16 protein-coding genes are annotated in these 15,222 nt (G+C 60.8%); 10 read left to right on the top strand and 6 right to left on the bottom strand.

Features of this window, described 5'->3' with window-relative positions; all coding sequences use genetic code 11:
* Positions 1 to 23: 23 nt before the first annotated feature.
* Positions 24 to 941, bottom strand: a complete 918-nt coding sequence (ppk2, locus tag ACWKV5_RS00560; RefSeq protein WP_483839691.1) for a polyphosphate kinase 2 — start codon at positions 939 to 941, stop codon at positions 24 to 26.
* A 197-nt stretch (positions 942 to 1,138) separates the two neighbouring features.
* Between ppk2 and ACWKV5_RS00555 the strand changes: the two genes are divergently transcribed.
* Positions 1,139 to 2,074, top strand: coding sequence for a Ppx/GppA family phosphatase (locus ACWKV5_RS00555; protein WP_027924718.1), 936 nt, complete (start codon positions 1,139 to 1,141; stop codon positions 2,072 to 2,074).
* A 16-nt stretch (positions 2,075 to 2,090) separates the two neighbouring features.
* Here the strand turns inward: ACWKV5_RS00555 and ACWKV5_RS00550 are convergent, their stop codons facing one another.
* On the bottom strand, positions 2,091 to 3,656 hold the full coding sequence (locus ACWKV5_RS00550; protein ID WP_483839690.1) for an aldehyde dehydrogenase (NADP(+)): 1,566 nt from the start codon (positions 3,654 to 3,656) through the stop codon (positions 2,091 to 2,093).
* Positions 3,653 to 4,288, bottom strand: a complete 636-nt coding sequence (locus tag ACWKV5_RS00545; protein ID WP_483839689.1) for a cysteine hydrolase family protein — start codon at positions 4,286 to 4,288, stop codon at positions 3,653 to 3,655. The genes ACWKV5_RS00550 and ACWKV5_RS00545 overlap by 4 nt, the downstream gene beginning before the upstream one ends.
* A 100-nt stretch (positions 4,289 to 4,388) precedes the next feature.
* Between ACWKV5_RS00545 and ACWKV5_RS00540 the strand changes: the two genes are divergently transcribed.
* Complete coding sequence (locus tag ACWKV5_RS00540) at positions 4,389 to 4,922, top strand: winged helix-turn-helix transcriptional regulator (RefSeq protein WP_483839688.1); 534 nt, start codon at positions 4,389 to 4,391, stop codon at positions 4,920 to 4,922.
* A gap of 220 nt (positions 4,923 to 5,142) precedes the next feature.
* Positions 5,143 to 5,598: a cupin domain-containing protein gene (locus ACWKV5_RS00535; protein ID WP_483839687.1), complete on the top strand. Its 456-nt coding sequence runs from the start codon at positions 5,143 to 5,145 to the stop codon at positions 5,596 to 5,598.
* Positions 5,599 to 5,635: 37 nt separating this feature from the next.
* On the opposite strand, the gene ACWKV5_RS00530 is transcribed toward ACWKV5_RS00535, so the two are convergent.
* Positions 5,636 to 6,754, bottom strand: a complete 1,119-nt coding sequence (locus ACWKV5_RS00530) for a DmpA family aminopeptidase (protein WP_483839686.1) — start codon at positions 6,752 to 6,754, stop codon at positions 5,636 to 5,638.
* Positions 6,755 to 6,931: 177 nt separating this feature from the next.
* Positions 6,932 to 8,035, bottom strand: a complete 1,104-nt coding sequence (locus tag ACWKV5_RS00525; protein WP_483839685.1) for a polyamine ABC transporter substrate-binding protein — start codon at positions 8,033 to 8,035, stop codon at positions 6,932 to 6,934.
* A gap of 111 nt (positions 8,036 to 8,146) precedes the next feature.
* Here ACWKV5_RS00525 and ACWKV5_RS00520 point away from each other — a divergent pair, with 111 nt between their 5' ends.
* Positions 8,147 to 8,920 (top strand): helix-turn-helix transcriptional regulator, encoded by a 774-nt coding sequence (locus ACWKV5_RS00520; RefSeq protein ID WP_483839684.1) that lies wholly within the window; start codon positions 8,147 to 8,149, stop codon positions 8,918 to 8,920.
* Positions 8,921 to 8,987: 67 nt separating this feature from the next.
* On the opposite strand, the gene ACWKV5_RS00515 is transcribed toward ACWKV5_RS00520, so the two are convergent.
* The gene (locus ACWKV5_RS00515) at positions 8,988 to 9,929 is read right to left on the bottom strand and encodes a class I SAM-dependent methyltransferase (protein WP_483839683.1); all 942 of its coding nucleotides are present in this window, start codon (positions 9,927 to 9,929) and stop codon (positions 8,988 to 8,990) included.
* A 165-nt stretch (positions 9,930 to 10,094) separates the two neighbouring features.
* On the opposite strand from ACWKV5_RS00515, the gene ACWKV5_RS00510 reads away from it, so the two are divergent.
* From ACWKV5_RS00510 to ACWKV5_RS00485, 6 genes are all read left to right on the top strand, one after another.
* Entirely contained in the window at positions 10,095 to 10,715 is a 621-nt protein-coding gene (locus ACWKV5_RS00510) for a cytochrome b/b6 domain-containing protein (RefSeq protein WP_483839682.1), read from the top strand.
* On the top strand, positions 10,712 to 11,497 hold the full coding sequence (locus tag ACWKV5_RS00505; RefSeq protein WP_483839681.1) for a molybdopterin-dependent oxidoreductase: 786 nt from the start codon (positions 10,712 to 10,714) through the stop codon (positions 11,495 to 11,497). Before ACWKV5_RS00510 ends, ACWKV5_RS00505 begins: the two co-directional genes overlap by 4 nt.
* 46 nt (positions 11,498 to 11,543) lie before the next feature.
* Entirely contained in the window at positions 11,544 to 11,813 is a 270-nt protein-coding gene (locus ACWKV5_RS00500) for a pentapeptide MXKDX repeat protein (RefSeq protein ID WP_483839680.1), read from the top strand.
* A gap of 374 nt (positions 11,814 to 12,187) precedes the next feature.
* The gene (gene fae / locus ACWKV5_RS00495) at positions 12,188 to 12,700 is read left to right on the top strand and encodes a formaldehyde-activating enzyme (RefSeq protein WP_008043405.1); all 513 of its coding nucleotides are present in this window, start codon (positions 12,188 to 12,190) and stop codon (positions 12,698 to 12,700) included.
* Positions 12,701 to 12,710: 10 nt separating this feature from the next.
* Positions 12,711 to 13,745: an aldo/keto reductase gene (locus tag ACWKV5_RS00490; RefSeq protein WP_483839679.1), complete on the top strand. Its 1,035-nt coding sequence runs from the start codon at positions 12,711 to 12,713 to the stop codon at positions 13,743 to 13,745.
* The gene (locus tag ACWKV5_RS00485) at positions 13,742 to 15,175 is read left to right on the top strand and encodes an NAD-dependent succinate-semialdehyde dehydrogenase (protein WP_483839678.1); all 1,434 of its coding nucleotides are present in this window, start codon (positions 13,742 to 13,744) and stop codon (positions 15,173 to 15,175) included. Before ACWKV5_RS00490 ends, ACWKV5_RS00485 begins: the two co-directional genes overlap by 4 nt.
* The last annotated feature ends 47 nt before the right edge of the window (positions 15,176 to 15,222 follow it).

The raw sequence follows: 15,222 nt of genomic DNA, 5'->3' as shown, positions 1-15,222 counted from the left end.
GGGCGTTTGCGCCCCCGTCGGTCTCAATACACCTGCGGCACGATCAGTTCCGGTGGCGTCGGGCTGCGCGTGTAATGTTCCTGGCGCACGCGTTCCGGGAGCTCGATTACCGGGGCTTGCACTTCTTCATACGGCATCTGCCCCAACAGGTGGTGGATGCAGTTGAGTCGGGCCTGTTTCTTGTCGTTGGCCTGCACCACCCACCATGGCGCTTCGGCGATGTGGGTGCGATCCAGCATGATTTCCTTGGCCTTGGTGTAGGCCTCCCAGCGCCGGCGGGACTCCAGGTCCATCGGGCTGAGTTTCCACTGCTTGAGCGGGTCATGAATGCGACTGAGGAAGCGCAGGTGCTGTTCCTGGTCGGAGATCGAGAACCAGTATTTGATCAGCTGGATGCCGGAGCGGGCGAGCATCCGTTCGAACTCCGGCACGGTGCGGAAGAATTCTTCGTATTGGTCGTCGTTGCAGAATCCCATGACCTTCTCGACGCCCGCACGGTTGTACCAACTGCGGTCAAACAGCACGATTTCGCCAGCGGCCGGCAGGTGCGAGACGTAACGCTGGAAATACCACTGGGTGCGTTCGCGGTCGTTGGGTGCGGGCAGGGCGGCGACCCGGCAGACCCGTGGATTGAGCCGCTGGGTGATGCGCTTGATCACGCCACCTTTGCCCGCCGCATCGCGTCCTTCAAACAGGATCACCACTTTATGCCCGGTTTTCACCACCCAGCTTTGCAGCTTGACCAGTTCGCCCTGCAGGCGGAACAGCTCGCTGAAATAGCGGCGACGTTGTTCTTTCTCGCTGCTGTCACCTACGTGCTCATCGAACAGCGCGCTCAGATCGTGTCCGTCCTCCATCAACTCCAGTTCCAGCTCTTCGTCGCTGTGGTCGAGCAGCTCACGATGGATACGTTGAATCAGGGTGTCGTTGTCTAAAAGCATGGTCCGAGTCCCGACAGAGGTGGAAGTGGCCATGCTAGGCCTGGGGATGTGACGGACAAATGACGATGAGGCCATGGCGAAAAAAACCGTGGTGTCATCTTGGTGTCACCTAACCCATGGCAGGATCCTCGCAAACCGTCTTGAACGCTCAGCGGAACTCCGTCCGCGGGCTGATGAAATTGCCAGGAATCCGCCCCATGAAAGGAGACGCTTCCCTGTTTGCAGCCATTGACCTGGGCTCCAATGCGTTTCGCATGATGATTGGCCAGCCGGTCAAACGGAACCAGAAGTGGATGATCCACGAGGTGAAAACCCTGCGTGAACCGGTCCGTTTGTCGGAGGGTTTCCAGGGCGGTGCGCTGGATGAAATGGCACTGGACCGTGGCTGGCAGGCGCTTTCGCGATTCGGCAAAAAATTACGTGGCTTTGAACCCGGCCGGGTGCGGGCGGTGGCGACCAGCGCGGTGCGCGAGGCTGACAACGCACAACTGTTTTTGGCCAGTGCCGAACGTCATCTCGGGTTTCGGATCGATGTGATTTCCGGGCACGAAGAGGCGCATCTGGTGTACGCCGGTGTGGCCCATTCGATCCCCAGTCCGTTAAGCATGCGACTGGTGGTGGACATCGGCGGCGGCTCCACCGAGCTGATTCTGGGCCAGGGCACTCAACCGCTGTTGACCGAAAGCATTGCGATTGGCAGCGGCACCTTTGGCGCGCGTTATTTTTCCGGTGGTTGCATCACTGCCCCGGCGCTGCTGGAGGCGGAGCGGGTGGCCACGCTGCAGTTTGAAAAAGTCGCGCGACGTTACCGTGCCCTGGGTTGGCAGCAGGCCATCGGCTCATCGGGGACGGCACGCATGCTCGCCAAAGTGCTGAAGGCCAACGGCATGAACGACGACGGCGAGAGCGGCATCACTTACAGCGGTCTTCTGCGCCTGTCGTTGCGCCTGCTGGAAGTGGGGCATGTGAAACAGCTCAAATTGGCCGGCCTGCAAAACCATCGCTTGAGCACCTTGCCGGGTGGGCTGGTGGTGATGCTGGCGGCATTCAAGGTCTTTGGTATCTCGCAGATGACGCCTTCAGAGGGCGGGTTGAGGTTCGGGGTCCTGCATGGCCTGATGGCCAGGCATTGAACCCCGAACCCCCGTTCTAGACACCGTCAATCAGGCGAGGCAACGCCAACGGGTTTGCGTCTCGCAGCACCTCAGGCAGTAGCGCTTGCGGAAAGCCCTGGTAAGCGACCGGGCGCAAGAAACGTTCAATCGAGGTCATGCCAACCGAGGTAAAGCGGCTGTCCGACGTGGCTGGAAACGGGCCGCCGTGAACGGTGGCAAACGTCACTTCCTGCGGATGCGCGAAGGCATTGACGACGATGCGTCCGGTGCGACGCTCCAGCACGGGCAACAAGCGCTGCGCCAAGGGCAAATCCTCGACCTCAAGGTGCATGGCCGCCGACAACTGGCCGCGCAACGAACGCGCAACGGCGAGCATTTCTGCCTCATTCCTGACTTTCACCAACAGCGCTGCCGGGCCGAATACTTCTTCGGCCAGCAGCGTTTCGCTCAGGAACTGCGCGCCATCGACTTCCAGCAACGCAGAGGCGCCATCCAGCGCCGCACTGGCCGGTGAACCCTCGGCAATACGCCGTGCCCCTGCGTCCTCTATCTGGCCAAGACCGTTGAGATAGGCTGCGTGAATGCCGGGTGTCAGCATTGGTCGCGCCAATGTCTCGTTGACGCGTTTGATCATCGCGGCGCGCATCGCCTCGAAACCAGGCCCGTCGATGGCAATCAGCAGTGCAGGTTTCAGGCAGGCTTGCCCGACGTTGACCAGCATGCGCTCGATAAAGCCGTCGCCGATCAACGCACCTTTTCCAGCCTGAGCATGAGGCAGGATGAACGTCGGGTTGATGCTGGTCATCTCGGTGAACACTGGAATCGGATCCGGACGCAATTGCGCACGGCGATACAGCGCCATGCCGCCACGTTCCGAGCCGGTGAATGTCACCGCTTTAATCAGCGGGTGATCGACCAGCGCTTCACCGATGGCGTTTCCGCCACCGCGCACCATCGAGAACACACCTTCAGGCAGACCGTGCGCTTGCACGGCGTCGCGGATGGCCCGCGCCTGAATTTCCGAAGCCCCGGGATGCGCGTTATGCGCCTTGAGGATCACAGTCGCGCCGGCGGCCAGTGCCGAAGCGGTGTCGCCGCCGGCGACCGAATAGGCGATGGGAAAGTTGCTCGCGCCGAAAATCGCCACCGGGCCGAGGGCGATCTTCTGCAAGCGATGGTCCATGCGCGGACGCGGCTGACGATCAGGTTGTGCCGGATCGATGGCCAGTTGCAGGAAGCGTCCTCTGCGCACGACATCGGCAAACTGGCGGAACTGGGTGGCGGCTTTTATCGCTTCGCCCTCCAGTTGTGCCTCTGGTATGCCGGTTTCGAGTGCGGCTCGGGCCGCCAGCGCCCGGCGGACTGCATCGAGATTGTCGGCAATGCTCTCGAGGAACGCGGCGCGGCGCTTGAGCGAGGTGTGGCTGTAGACATCGAACGCCTCATCGGCGAGGGTCGCGGCCCGGTCGACGTCGGCCACGCTACCCAAGGCGAAATCCGGTTCGATCAATTGGTTCGTGGCAGGGTTGAGCGCCTTCATAGTTCCTTCAGAACCGGGAACATCACGGGCGCCGATCAGGAGTTTGCCTGTCAAAGTCATGGGCGGTCACCTTGGGTCAGGGTGGCGATGAGCTCTGGCGTGGTCACAATGGCATGGGCGAACGTCGGACCGTTCAGTTCATGGGCCGCGTGCATCATTTCTGGCTTGAAGGCGGCCGTGGCGTCGCGCACCAGGGTGACGTGATAGCCAAGTTCCTGGGCGTAACGGGCGGTCGCCTCGATGCAGGTATTGGCCAGCAAGCCGACGATGATCACGTGGGTGATGCCTTTCTGCTTAAGGCGGAAATCCAGGTCGGTGTTGGCAAAACCGCTCGAGCCCCAGTGCTCCTGAACGACGATGTCGCCTTCTTTGGGCGCGAAATCCGGGTGCCATTCGCCGCCCCATTCGCCGCGAGCGAAGTGATGCATGTGCATGATCTTGCACTGGCTGGGGCTTGGGTGATCCCAGTTTTCGTAGTCGCCTTTTTCCCAGCGGTGGTGCGGTACGATGACCACCGGAATGTCGAGGGCGCGGACGGTGCGATCGAGTGCGCGCAAGTTGTCGAGCAGGCCGACTTGCGCGGCGATCGGTTCGATCAGCGGATAGACTTTGCCGCCTTCGGAGAGGAAGTCGTTATAGGGATCGACCAACAGATAAGCGGTTCTGTCGAGAGGATAGAGGGCTTTTGACATGGCGATGTTCTCCAGGAATGTTGATTGACCGATGTCCGGCGCTTGCCCGGACATCATGTTGATATGATAATCATAGTAACTGTAAAAGAGGCAAGACCGCATGTCGGTAAATACACCTGTTCCTGAAACCCTGTGCCCGATTTCACGGGCCGAAGCCGTCGTCGGCGACCGCTGGACGGTTCTGGTGCTGCGCGAGTTGTTCATGGGCAGTCATCGATTCGACGAGATCCAGGCGCAAACCGCCGGGACCCCGCAAATGATCGCCACCCGTCTCAAGCGTCTGGAGGCTGACGGGCTGGTCGCGCGCCGCGCCTACAGCGAGCGGCCGCCGCGCTACGAGTACCACCTGACACCCAAAGGCGATGCGTTCTATTCGGTGGTGCTGGCACTGCGCGCCTGGGGGGAAACCTGGTGCAAGTCAGAGGAGGAGGGGCTGGCGGTCGTTTACACCCACGCCACCTGTCGCCATCCTGCCGGGCTGGGTCCGGTGTGCGCACATTGCGGCGAACCGTTGCGCCGTGGCGAACTGATCAGCACACCCAGCGAAGCCTACGCAGCCGAACGCAAAGCACGACGTGACGCCTTCAAGAGTGGGCGCGGGGCGGATCCGGTCACAGTGGTTCAGGATCAATGAGCGCATTGAAGTGAGATCCCCGGTGAATGTTAGCTGTCTGGTGACGGTGGGCATTTCTTCAGATAGTCGGTCTTCACGGACGCCTGTTTGTATCGCTACGTATCCCCGGTGCCGGCAGCCAACTTCGCATACAAAACCATGGCCTGCGTGACACGAGCGGGATACACCGCACCCTCTAAATGGGCTCAACCGCATTGGCGGCAATCATTGGAGAATCGCGATGTCCCGTATCACTTCCCGCAACACTGTTGGCCGGTCAGGCATCGCCCTTGCCGTACTTTCATTGGCAGCCTTCGCGAGCTTTTCGCAGGCTGGCGACGCAAACCACGAAACACAGCCTGCGAAAAACTGGCAGGCCGGCATCCACCGTACCGATCTGGTGCGCAAGGACCTGGGTGCCGCCGAGCGTGAAGTGATTCAGGTGCGTGTCGATTTCGACGCTGGCGTGGCCTCGCCTAAACACTCGCATCCGGGCGTGGAAGTGGCTTATGTCATCGAAGGTTCGTTTGAGTATCAACTGGAGGGCCAGCCACCGGTCACGCTCAAGGCGGGCGATTCGCTGTACATCCCGGAAGGCACGGCGCATGTCGCGAAGAACGTCGGTGGCGGCAAAGCGTCGGAGCTGGCGACGTACATCGTGAAGAAAGGCACGCCGCTGCTGGTGCTGGAAGAGTAAGCCGTGTTTGCCCGATCCGTTGCATCGGGCGATTCCGTCAGCGCTGCCCCGGCCAACCCGCCTGGCGCAATGCCTTGAGCAGCGTATCCGCATCCAGTCCCTTCACCGTATGGCCGTTGCCTTCCACCGTGTCAGACGCCAGCAGCGCATTGATGATGGCTTCTTCCACGGCCTCAGTGGCGGCCAGAAACAACTCGCTGATGTGATCGTTGTTGACCATGCGCAGGTTGTCGCAGGTGGGCGCGCCTTTGCCTTCATAGGCGGCGGGCGGCACGTGCTGGTTGCCGGTGGCGAAGGCGATGAAGATGTCACCGCTGTGGTCCTCGTTACCGCCACCGGTGCGGGCCAGTCCCAGGCTGGCGCGCTGTGCGAGGCGTGTGCATTGGTGCGGCAACAACGGCGCGTCCGTGGCCAGGCACACGACAATCGAACCCATGCCCGGATACGGCAGCGAGGCTTTGAGGAACGGCGAGTCGACCTGTTCCATGTAGCGTCCGACCGGGTAACCATCGACGCGCAACTCGTTGCGAATGCCGTGGTTAGCCTGGACGATGGCGCCGACCGTCCAGCCGCCTTGCGCAGGGCTCAATCGCCGCGAGGACGTGCCGATCCCGCCTTTGAATTCATGACAGATCATTCCGCTGCCACCTCCAACGGCGCCTTCAATCACGGGTCCGTCGACGGCATTGCGTTGGGCTTGGGCCACATGCTCGGGTTTGACGTGGAAGCCATTGATATCGCTGAGCAAGCCATCGAACGTCTCCAGCACGACTGGCATGTTCCAGTACAGACGGCCGTCATCGGGCTGGGCTTGTCGGTCCAGCGCAATCAGTGCATCGCGCACCACGCCGAGACTGTGGGTGTTGGTGAAGGCGATCGGGCTGGTCAGCAGGCCGGCTTCGCGAATCCATTCAAGGCCAGTGGCGTCACCGTTGCCATTGAGCACGTGCACACCGGCAAAGCACGGTTGCTGGTTGGTGGAACCGGCACGCGGTTCGATCAGGGTGACGCCGGTGTGGATGTCGCGGCCGCTGTCGGTGCGGCCACGCACTTCACTGTGGCCGACGCGGACGCCGGGTACATCGGTGATGGCGTTGAGAGGGCCGGGTTGCAGTTGGCCGAACTGAATGTTCAGGTCACGGGCACGTGGTTTCATGGGGTTTCTCATCTTCAATTCGTGGCAGAAAATTAATGTGACCGGGTTGTGATCAGGGCGCTGTTGTGGCGAGGGAGCTTGCTCCCGCTAAGTGCGAAGCGCCCCTAAAAAGCCGGGCCTGCTGCGCAGTCCAGCGGGAGCAAGCTCCCTCGCCACAGGTGTTCGACGCACATCCACTTACTGACCGTTCTTGACCTTGCTCCAGACCCGCGTGCGCACCCGTTCGGTCGCAGGTGGCAGCGGTTGAAGGGTGAACAACGTGGCCAGCGCTTCAGCCGACGGATACACCGCCGGGTTGGTGCGGGTCGCTTCGGCCACCAGCGGCGTCGCGCTGCGATTGCCGTTGGGGTAGTTCAGGTGATCGCTGACCGGGGCGATGACTTCGGGGCGCATCAGGTAGTCGATAAAGGCCAGGCCTTGTTGCGGATGCGGTGCGTCCTTGAGCAGCACCAGCGTGTCGAACCAGACCGGGGCGCCTTCCTTCGGCAGGCTGTAGGCGATCTTCACGCCGTTGTTGGCCTGCTCGGCGTTGGTCTTGGCTTCCAGCATCGCGCCGGACCAGCCCACCGCCACGCAGATGTTGCCGTTGGCCAGGTCGCTGATGAACTTGGACGAGTTGAAGTACGCAATGTGTGGGCGCAGCTTGAGCAGCAGCGCCTCGGCCTTCTTGTAGTCTTCGGGGTTGGTGCTGTTCGGTGGCAAGCCGAGGTAGTGCAGGGCGACCGGGAGCATTTCCGACGGCGAGTCGAGCATTGCCACGCCACATTGGCCGAGCTTGGCCAGGTTCTCTTCCTTGAACACCAGGTCCCAGGAATTCACCGGCGCCTTGTCGCCTAGCGCCGCGCGGACCTTGTCGATGTTGTAGCCAATTCCGTTGGTGCCCCACAGGTACGGCACCGCGTACTGGTTGCCCGGATCGTTGTTGGCGAGTTTCGCCAGCAGGTCGCTGTCCATGTTTTTGAAGTCGGGCATTTGCGCGTGGGGCAACGGGGCGAGGGCGCCGGCCTTGATCAGCGTCGGCAAACTGAAGTTGCTCGCCACCACCACGTCGTAGCCGCTGCGGCTGGTCAGCAGTTTGCCTTCCAGCACTTCGGCGCTGTCGAAGGTGTCGTAGACCGGTTCGATCCCGGTGTCGCGCTTGAAGTCGTGCAAGGTGTTGGGACCGATGTAGTCATACCAGTTGTAGACATGCACCGTCGGGGCATCGGTGGCCATGGCCGACAACGAGACGCACAAACAGGCGCCCAGTCCAAGATTGATATGCGAGCGGTGACGACTCATGATGCGGCACTCCTGGCCTGCTGCAGGCCGGTGATGAACAGGTGCTTGCAGCGTACTGGCAGGCGGGGGACTCACCCATTCCCATCATGGGTTACTCGAAAGGGGTAGTGCGTGGACGCATTGTTGAAAGAGCTGCCGGTGCACCAGTCGCTGGCGCGGGTGTTTGGCGCGTTGGGACAGGACGGTTTCTGGCGGGCGTTGGTCGACACGTTGCGGCTGCTGGTCCCGCTGGACAATGCGTTGGTCGCGGTGATGCGCTCGGGGCGGGTCCCGCGTTTGCTGATTGATTTCGACTCGAAGGGCGGTGCCGCCGAGCACGAAGAACTGGCGGACTACAGCGCCGGCATGTACCTGCTCGACCCCTTTTACCAGGCCGCTTGCGCCGGTATTGCCGAGGGCCTGCACAGCCTCGAATCGGTGGCCCCCGACCAGTTCCAGCAGAGCGAGTACTACCTGAGCTACTTTCGCTCGGTGGTGGGGGCGGACGAGTTGCAGTTCATGGTCAATGTGGATGGCGCGGTGTTGGGTTTGTCGCTGGGACGTTCGACGCGATTCAGCCTCGAAGAGCAGGGCCGCCTGCTGTGTGTGCGGGACTGGGTGCTGTCGGCGATGCGCCGGCATCTGCAATTGATGCCACCGGAAGGCGCAACCGCTGAACCGGTGGCTGGCGATCTCGCGACGTTGCTGGATCGCTTCGACGCGCGCCTGTCGGTACGGGAAATCGAAACCGCCAGGCTGATCCTTCAGGGCTTCTCCAGCAAAGCCATCGCCCAGCACATGGGCATCTCACCGGAGACGGTGAAAGTGCATCGGCGCAATGTCTATCACAAGCTCAATGTGACTGGGCATGGGGAGTTGTTTGCGTTGGTGCTGCAACCGCGTTGAACACGGCAGCACTCACCAGATCCCCTTGTGGGGGCGAGCCTGCTCGCTCCCACAGGTAAAGCAAGACTCAATCGCCCAGTTTGAACACCAACGCCTTCAATCCGCACTCAACATCCGCATCCGCAAACTCCGGCGGATTCTCCAGCCGCTGCTCAAAACGCAAACTCGGCGCTTCACGCATCACCCCGTCGATCAAAAAGTCAGGCCCAAACGCCGGGTCATTCATACAGGCCAGCACCGTGCCTTCAGGGCTGAGCAATTCCGGTAACCGGCGCAACACACGCTGGTAATCCTTGGTCAGCAAAAAGCTGCCTTTCTGAAAGGACGGCGGGTCGATGATCACCAGGTCATAGGGCCCCTTGCCAATCACCTTGCCCCAGGACTTGAACAGGTCATGGCCAAGAAAACTGACCTGGCTCAAGTCGTGTCCATTGAGCCGGTGATTGTCGCGCCCACGGCTCAGGGCCGGGCTGGACATGTCCAGATTGACCACGTGCTCGGCGCCACCCTCAATGGCGGCAACCGAAAAGCCGCAGGTGTAGGCAAACAGGTTCAACACGCGCTTGCCCTGGGCATTGGCCCGTACCCAATCACGGCCGTAGCGCATGTCGAGGAACAGCCCGGTGTTCTGCTTGCGGCCCAGGTCCACGCGATAACGCAAGCCACCCTCGGTGATCGTCATCTCGTCAATCACCTCGCCCAGCAGCCATTCGGTGGTGCTTTGCAAAAGGTAACGATGTTGCAACAGCAAGGTGTGCGCGCCGGATTGTGCCCACTCGGGTGACTGGGTGATCTGTATCAACAGTCGTTTCAAATCTTCCAGCTGCGACGCTTCCGGTTCTTTGAACAGCGCGACCAGCACCACGCCCTGCAACCAGTCGACGGTCAACTGCTCCAGCCCCGGCCAGCAGCGGCCACGGCCGTGAAACAGCCGGCGGGTTTCCGCAGGGGCCGTTGCCAGGGCTGTCAGCAGGTTGGCGTGGAGGGTGGCAAGTGCGTCTGAGTTCATCGGGCTGGGTCGGCAATTTGAGGGGGCGGCATTTTAACCACAATTGCGGGTGAGGCGTGTTTCAACGCGTCGGGAGTTATCACGTTTAATTTAACTCTACGTGAGGATTTGGCGATCAATCGGCTCCCATACTCGGCTCCAATGATCAATCGCAGGGAGCCGGACATGTCGCAGTTATCTGCTACACCCGCTGTCAGTAGCCATCCTCGCTGGTTACGCCTGACCCATTGGCTGAACGCCTTGGCCGTGCTGGTCATGGTCACCAGCGGTTGGCGTATCTATAACGCCTCGCCGATTTATGACTTCAGCTTTCCCAAATCGATCACGCTGGGCGGCTGGCTCGGCGGCGCATTGCAATGGCACTTCGCGGCGATGTGGTTTCTGGCCATCAATGGCCTTGTCTATCTCGCTATCAACCTGTTCAGCGGTCGTCTGAAACGCCGTTTCCTACCGGTCTCGCCCAAAGGTGTCCTGCATGACCTGTGGGCCGCATTGCGCGGGCGGTTGAGCCATGCCGACCTGAGTCATTACAACCAGGTGCAACGGGTGGCGTACCTGTTCGTGATGGTCGACATCGCGCTGTTGGTGATGTCCGGACTGGTGCTTTGGAAATCGGTCCAGTTCCCGCTGTTGCGTGAACTGCTGGCGGGCTACGAAGGTGCACGACGGGTGCACTTCTTCGCGATGTCGCTGTTGGTGGCGTTCGTTGCGGTGCATCTGGTGATGGTCGCACTGGTTCCAAAAACGTTGTGGGCCATGATTGCCGGTCGCAAGGAGCGGGTATGAAAAAGCCTAACCAAAGTTCCGGCCTGGACGAGTCATCGATCCTGACAGACGCCCGAAAAATCCTCGCCCCGCAGATCACTGACCGCTCGCGTCGTTCGTTCCTGCTGCGTGGCCTGACCCTCGGCGGCGTGGCGATGTTGTCCGGCTGCAACATCACCGACAACGAAAGCGTAGACACTGCATTGTCGTCCATGTCCCGCTTCAACGATCGGGTGCAAGGCTGGTTGTTCAACCCCAACGCCATGGCACCGACCTACCCGGAATCCATGATCACCCGGCCGTTTCCGTTCAACGCTTTCTACGGCATCGACGAAGCGCCGACGGTGGAGGAGGAGAGTTACCGGCTGGAAGTGACCGGGCTGGTCGGTGACAAACACAGCTGGCGCCTCGAAGAACTGCGCGCCATGGCGCAGACCGAACAGATCACCCGGCACATTTGCGTTGAAGGCTGGAGTGCCATCGGACGTTGGGGAGGCGTGCGGTTCAGCGACTTCCTCAAGCGCGTTGGCGCCGACACCGGTGCCAAATATGTCGGTTTCAAATGTGCAGACGATTACTACACCAGCATCGACATGGCCACGGCGTTGCATGCGCAAACCTTGCTGACGCTGACCTATGACGGCGCGGTGTTGCCTCGCCAGTACGGCTTCCCCATGAAGCTGCGCATGCCCACCAAGCTGGGCTACAAAAACCCCAAACACATCCAGGCGATTTTCGTCAGCAACACCTACAGCGGTGGCTACTGGGAAGACCAGGGTTACAACTGGTTCGGTGGCAGCTGACAGGCAGCTTCACTCGTCCGCAACCTGAGCTTCAAGGAGTTACATCATGAAAAAGTTAGCGACCGCCGTACTGTCCATGTGCATCGCACTGGGCGCCGCCAGCGTTTTTGCTGCCGATACCACCAGCAGCGACAGCATGAGCAAAGACTCGATGTCCAAGGATGCAATGTCCAAAGACACGATGAAAAAAGACACGACGATGAAAAAGGATTCCATGGCCAAGGACACGATGAAAAAAGACAGCATGTCCAAGGATGCAATGTCCAAGGACAGCATGAGCAAAGACGCCATGAAAAAAGATGCCACGTCGCAGTAATTCAATACAGCTCACCCCCCTGTAGGAGTGAGCCTGCTCGCGATTGCGGTTGATCAGCCAGAGTTGTATTGCCTGACACTGCGCAATCGCGAGCAAGCTCGCTCCCACAGTTCCCCGCCATTACGCCCAAGGGTATGACCTGAACTCATACCCTCATGACTTTTAATGGTTACAGCCCCGCCAACCCCCGGTGTTAAAAAATCGCAAACCAGCTCATCAACAACAAAAAAGAGCGTTTGCAACCATGACTCATCATCACTGCCGCGTCTTCGCCAGCGACCTGCTGCGCTCTTCGAACCCCGACATTTGCCACGCCAGGCCCGCTGCCTGCGTGCGTTTCTGATCAACCTCAACTCCCTGAAGAGTAACGACTCATGAAAGAACTCGACCTGTACATCGGTGAAGGTTTCGAAGGCCCGGGCGTGAACGCCGCGCACATCAACATCCTGATCGGCCCGCGCAACGGCCCGGCCGGCCAGGCGTTTGCCAACAGCCTGGCGTCGCCAAGCCAGGGACATTGCCCGTTCATGGTGATCGCCCAGCCGAACATTCCGGTCAAGCCAATGACCCTTTACGTCAACAAAGCCGCGATCAGCAGCGACCTGCACGGCAATGCCACCTGGGGCGCGTCCCAGGCCGGTATCGCCAAGGCTGTACTCGAAGCGCTGCTGGACGGCACCTTGCCGCCGGAAGCCGAAGACGAATGGGCCATCGTCACCGCCAACTGGGTCAACCCGGCCTGCGATGACCTCGATGCGGTCTACCTGAATAACTACAACGCCTGCCGCACGGCAATCCGTGCCGCGCTGACCGGCAAGCCGGAAACCGCGCAACTGGCGGATGTGGTCAATCACATCAGCAACCCTTTCTACACACCAAAAGCCTGAGGTCCGCGCCATGCAATACATTCGTTTGGGCAACTCCGGCCTGCAAGTCTCCCGCCTGTGCCTGGGCACCATGAACATGGGCACCCCGGACTGGAAACCGTGGATCTTCGACGAGAAGAAGAGCGAGCCAATCGTCGCGCACGCCCTCGACAACGGCGTGAACTTCATCGACCTCGCGGACTTCTATTCTGCCGGCGTCGGCGAAGAAGTGGTGGGGCGTATCGTCAAGCGCCTGGCCCGTCGCGAAGACTTGGTCATCACCACCAAAGTCGGCTACGGCACTCGCAATGGCATCAACGCCAGCGGTCATTCGCGCAAGCACATCATGGACAGCATCGACGCTTCGCTGAAGCGCCTGAACATGGATTACGTTGACGTGTTCATGCTGCATTACTTCGATGTGAACACCCCGGTCGAAGAAACCATGAGCGCCATGAACGACATCGTCCGTTCCGGCAAGGCTCGTTACATCGGCGTCTCGACCATGCTCACCGGGCAATTGGCGAAAATCCTCATGGCCTGCGAGCGCAACGGTTGGGTCAAGCCGATCAACATGCAGCTGCAATTGAACTGCGCCTACCGCGAAGAAGAGCGCGAGATGATCCCGTTCTGCCGCGACCAAGGCCTCGGCGTCTCGGTGTTCAGCCCGCTGGCCCGTGGCTTGCTGACCGGCGACGTGCAGTCGACCCGCAACCAGACCGACTTCTTCACGCAGCAGATGTACAGCGACGAAGCCTCGTTCGAAATCGCCCATTCGGTGCAACGCGTGGCTCGTGCCCGTGGCGTGTCCAACGCACAAATCGCCCAGGCCTGGGTGGCCAATCATCCTGGTGTGGATTGCATGCTGGTGGGGGCTGACACCACCGAACAGTTCGATAGTGCACTGGCCGCGCTCGATACCAGGCTCGACGCCGAAGAACTGCACGAACTGGAACGCAATTACACCCCGTGCGACGTGATCAACGATTACACCGCCGGCAAACGTATCTTGCGTTCGTCCCGTCCGGGCCTGGAACGCTTCACCTTGACTGAGGCTGTGGCATGAGCGCGCTGATCCGCACGGGTAATTTCATCGACGGCCAATGGTCGTCCGGCGGCCCGACTTACCCGGTGCTCAACCCGGCCAACGGCGAGTTGATCATCGATGTACAGAAGGCTGGTGCCGAAGAAACCAATCGGGCCATTGACGCCGCCAACCGCGCAATACCGGCGTGGCGCAAGCTCACCGCCAAGGAGCGCAGCCAGAAACTCAAGCGCTGGAGCGAGCTGATGCTGAGCAACCAGAAGGACCTGGCGACCCTGCTCAGCCGCGAACAAGGCAAACCGTTGGCCGAAGCCATGGGCGAGGTTGTCTACGCCGCGAGTTTTCTGGAGTGGTTTGCCGAAGAAGCCAAGCGTGCTTATGGCGACGTGATCCCGAGCCACAAGGCTGATGCGCGGATCATCGTGGTCAAGGAAGCCATCGGTGTGGTCGCCGCGATCACTCCGTGGAACTTCCCGTTGGCCATGGTCACGCGCAAGGTCGGCCCGGCACTGGCGGCCGGTTGTACGATGATCCTCAAGCCTTCGGAAGAGACGCCGCTGTCGGCCTTCGCCCTGGCGGTGTTGGCAGAACAGGCCGGTATTCCGGCGGGGGTGTTCAACATTGTGTCTGGCGATGCGGTGGCCATTGGCGGGGCGCTGCAAGCGTCGAGCATCGTGCGCAAACTGTCGTTCACCGGCTCAACGCGCACCGGCAAATTGCTGATGCGTCAGGCGGCTGAAACCCTGAAAAAGGTCTCGCTGGAACTGGGTGGCAACGCGCCGTTCATTGTCTTCGACGACGCCGATCTGGATGCCGCCGTCAAAGGCGCGATGGCCTCGAAATTCCGCAACACCGGACAGACCTGCGTCTGTGTGAACCGCTTCTTCATTCAGGACGGCGTCTACGAAGCCTTCACCGGCAAACTCGCGGAAGCGGTGGCGGCGATGCGCGTCGGCAGTGCGCTGGACGGGGAAACCGAGCAAGGCCCGCTGATCAACGCGACGGCGCTGGCCAAGGTTGAACTGCACGTCGGCGATGCGCTGGAGAAGGGCGCCAAGCTGTTGTGTGGCGGCCGTCGTCATGCGCTCGGCGGCACGTTCTACGAGCCGACCATCCTCGCCGAAGCCAGCAGCGAAATGCTCATCGCCCAGGAAGAAACCTTCGGCCCGGTGGCGGCCTGCTTCCGCTTCAAGGACGAAGCCGAAGTGCTGCAAAAGGCCAACGACACGCCGTTTGGCTTGTCGGCTTACTTCTACAGCCGCGACATCGGCCGCGTATGGCGCATGGCCGAAGGCCTGGAGGCCGGCATGGTCGGGATCAACGAAGGAATCATTTCCACGGAAGTGGCACCGTTCGGCGGCATCAAGGAATCGGGCCTCGGTCGCGAAGGTTCGAAGTACGGTCTGGATGACTACCTGGAAATCAAATACCTGTTGATGGGCGGCCTCTAACCCCCACCACCACTCCTACAAAAACAGCGATCGGTTTCATTTCTCCG

The sequence above is a fragment of the Pseudomonas oplopanacis genome (assembly GCF_057128725.1).
This window is presented reverse-complemented; position numbering and strand designations above follow the sequence as displayed.

Coding starts and splice junctions, on each gene's coding strand:
- ppk2 (WP_483839691.1), bottom strand. CDS start 941: ATGCTTTTAGACAACGACACCCTGATTCAACGTATCCATCGTGAGCTG.
- ACWKV5_RS00555 (WP_027924718.1), top strand. CDS start 1,139: ATGAAAGGAGACGCTTCCCTGTTTGCAGCCATTGACCTGGGCTCCAAT.
- ACWKV5_RS00550 (WP_483839690.1), bottom strand. CDS start 3,656: ATGACTTTGACAGGCAAACTCCTGATCGGCGCCCGTGATGTTCCCGGT.
- ACWKV5_RS00545 (WP_483839689.1), bottom strand. CDS start 4,288: ATGTCAAAAGCCCTCTATCCTCTCGACAGAACCGCTTATCTGTTGGTC.
- ACWKV5_RS00540 (WP_483839688.1), top strand. CDS start 4,389: ATGTCGGTAAATACACCTGTTCCTGAAACCCTGTGCCCGATTTCACGG.
- ACWKV5_RS00535 (WP_483839687.1), top strand. CDS start 5,143: ATGTCCCGTATCACTTCCCGCAACACTGTTGGCCGGTCAGGCATCGCC.
- ACWKV5_RS00530 (WP_483839686.1), bottom strand. CDS start 6,754: ATGAAACCACGTGCCCGTGACCTGAACATTCAGTTCGGCCAACTGCAA.
- ACWKV5_RS00525 (WP_483839685.1), bottom strand. CDS start 8,035: ATGAGTCGTCACCGCTCGCATATCAATCTTGGACTGGGCGCCTGTTTG.
- ACWKV5_RS00515 (WP_483839683.1), bottom strand. CDS start 9,929: ATGAACTCAGACGCACTTGCCACCCTCCACGCCAACCTGCTGACAGCC.
- ACWKV5_RS00510 (WP_483839682.1), top strand. CDS start 10,095: ATGTCGCAGTTATCTGCTACACCCGCTGTCAGTAGCCATCCTCGCTGG.
- ACWKV5_RS00505 (WP_483839681.1), top strand. CDS start 10,712: ATGAAAAAGCCTAACCAAAGTTCCGGCCTGGACGAGTCATCGATCCTG.
- ACWKV5_RS00500 (WP_483839680.1), top strand. CDS start 11,544: ATGAAAAAGTTAGCGACCGCCGTACTGTCCATGTGCATCGCACTGGGC.
- fae (WP_008043405.1), top strand. CDS start 12,188: ATGAAAGAACTCGACCTGTACATCGGTGAAGGTTTCGAAGGCCCGGGC.
- ACWKV5_RS00490 (WP_483839679.1), top strand. CDS start 12,711: ATGCAATACATTCGTTTGGGCAACTCCGGCCTGCAAGTCTCCCGCCTG.
- ACWKV5_RS00485 (WP_483839678.1), top strand. CDS start 13,742: ATGAGCGCGCTGATCCGCACGGGTAATTTCATCGACGGCCAATGGTCG.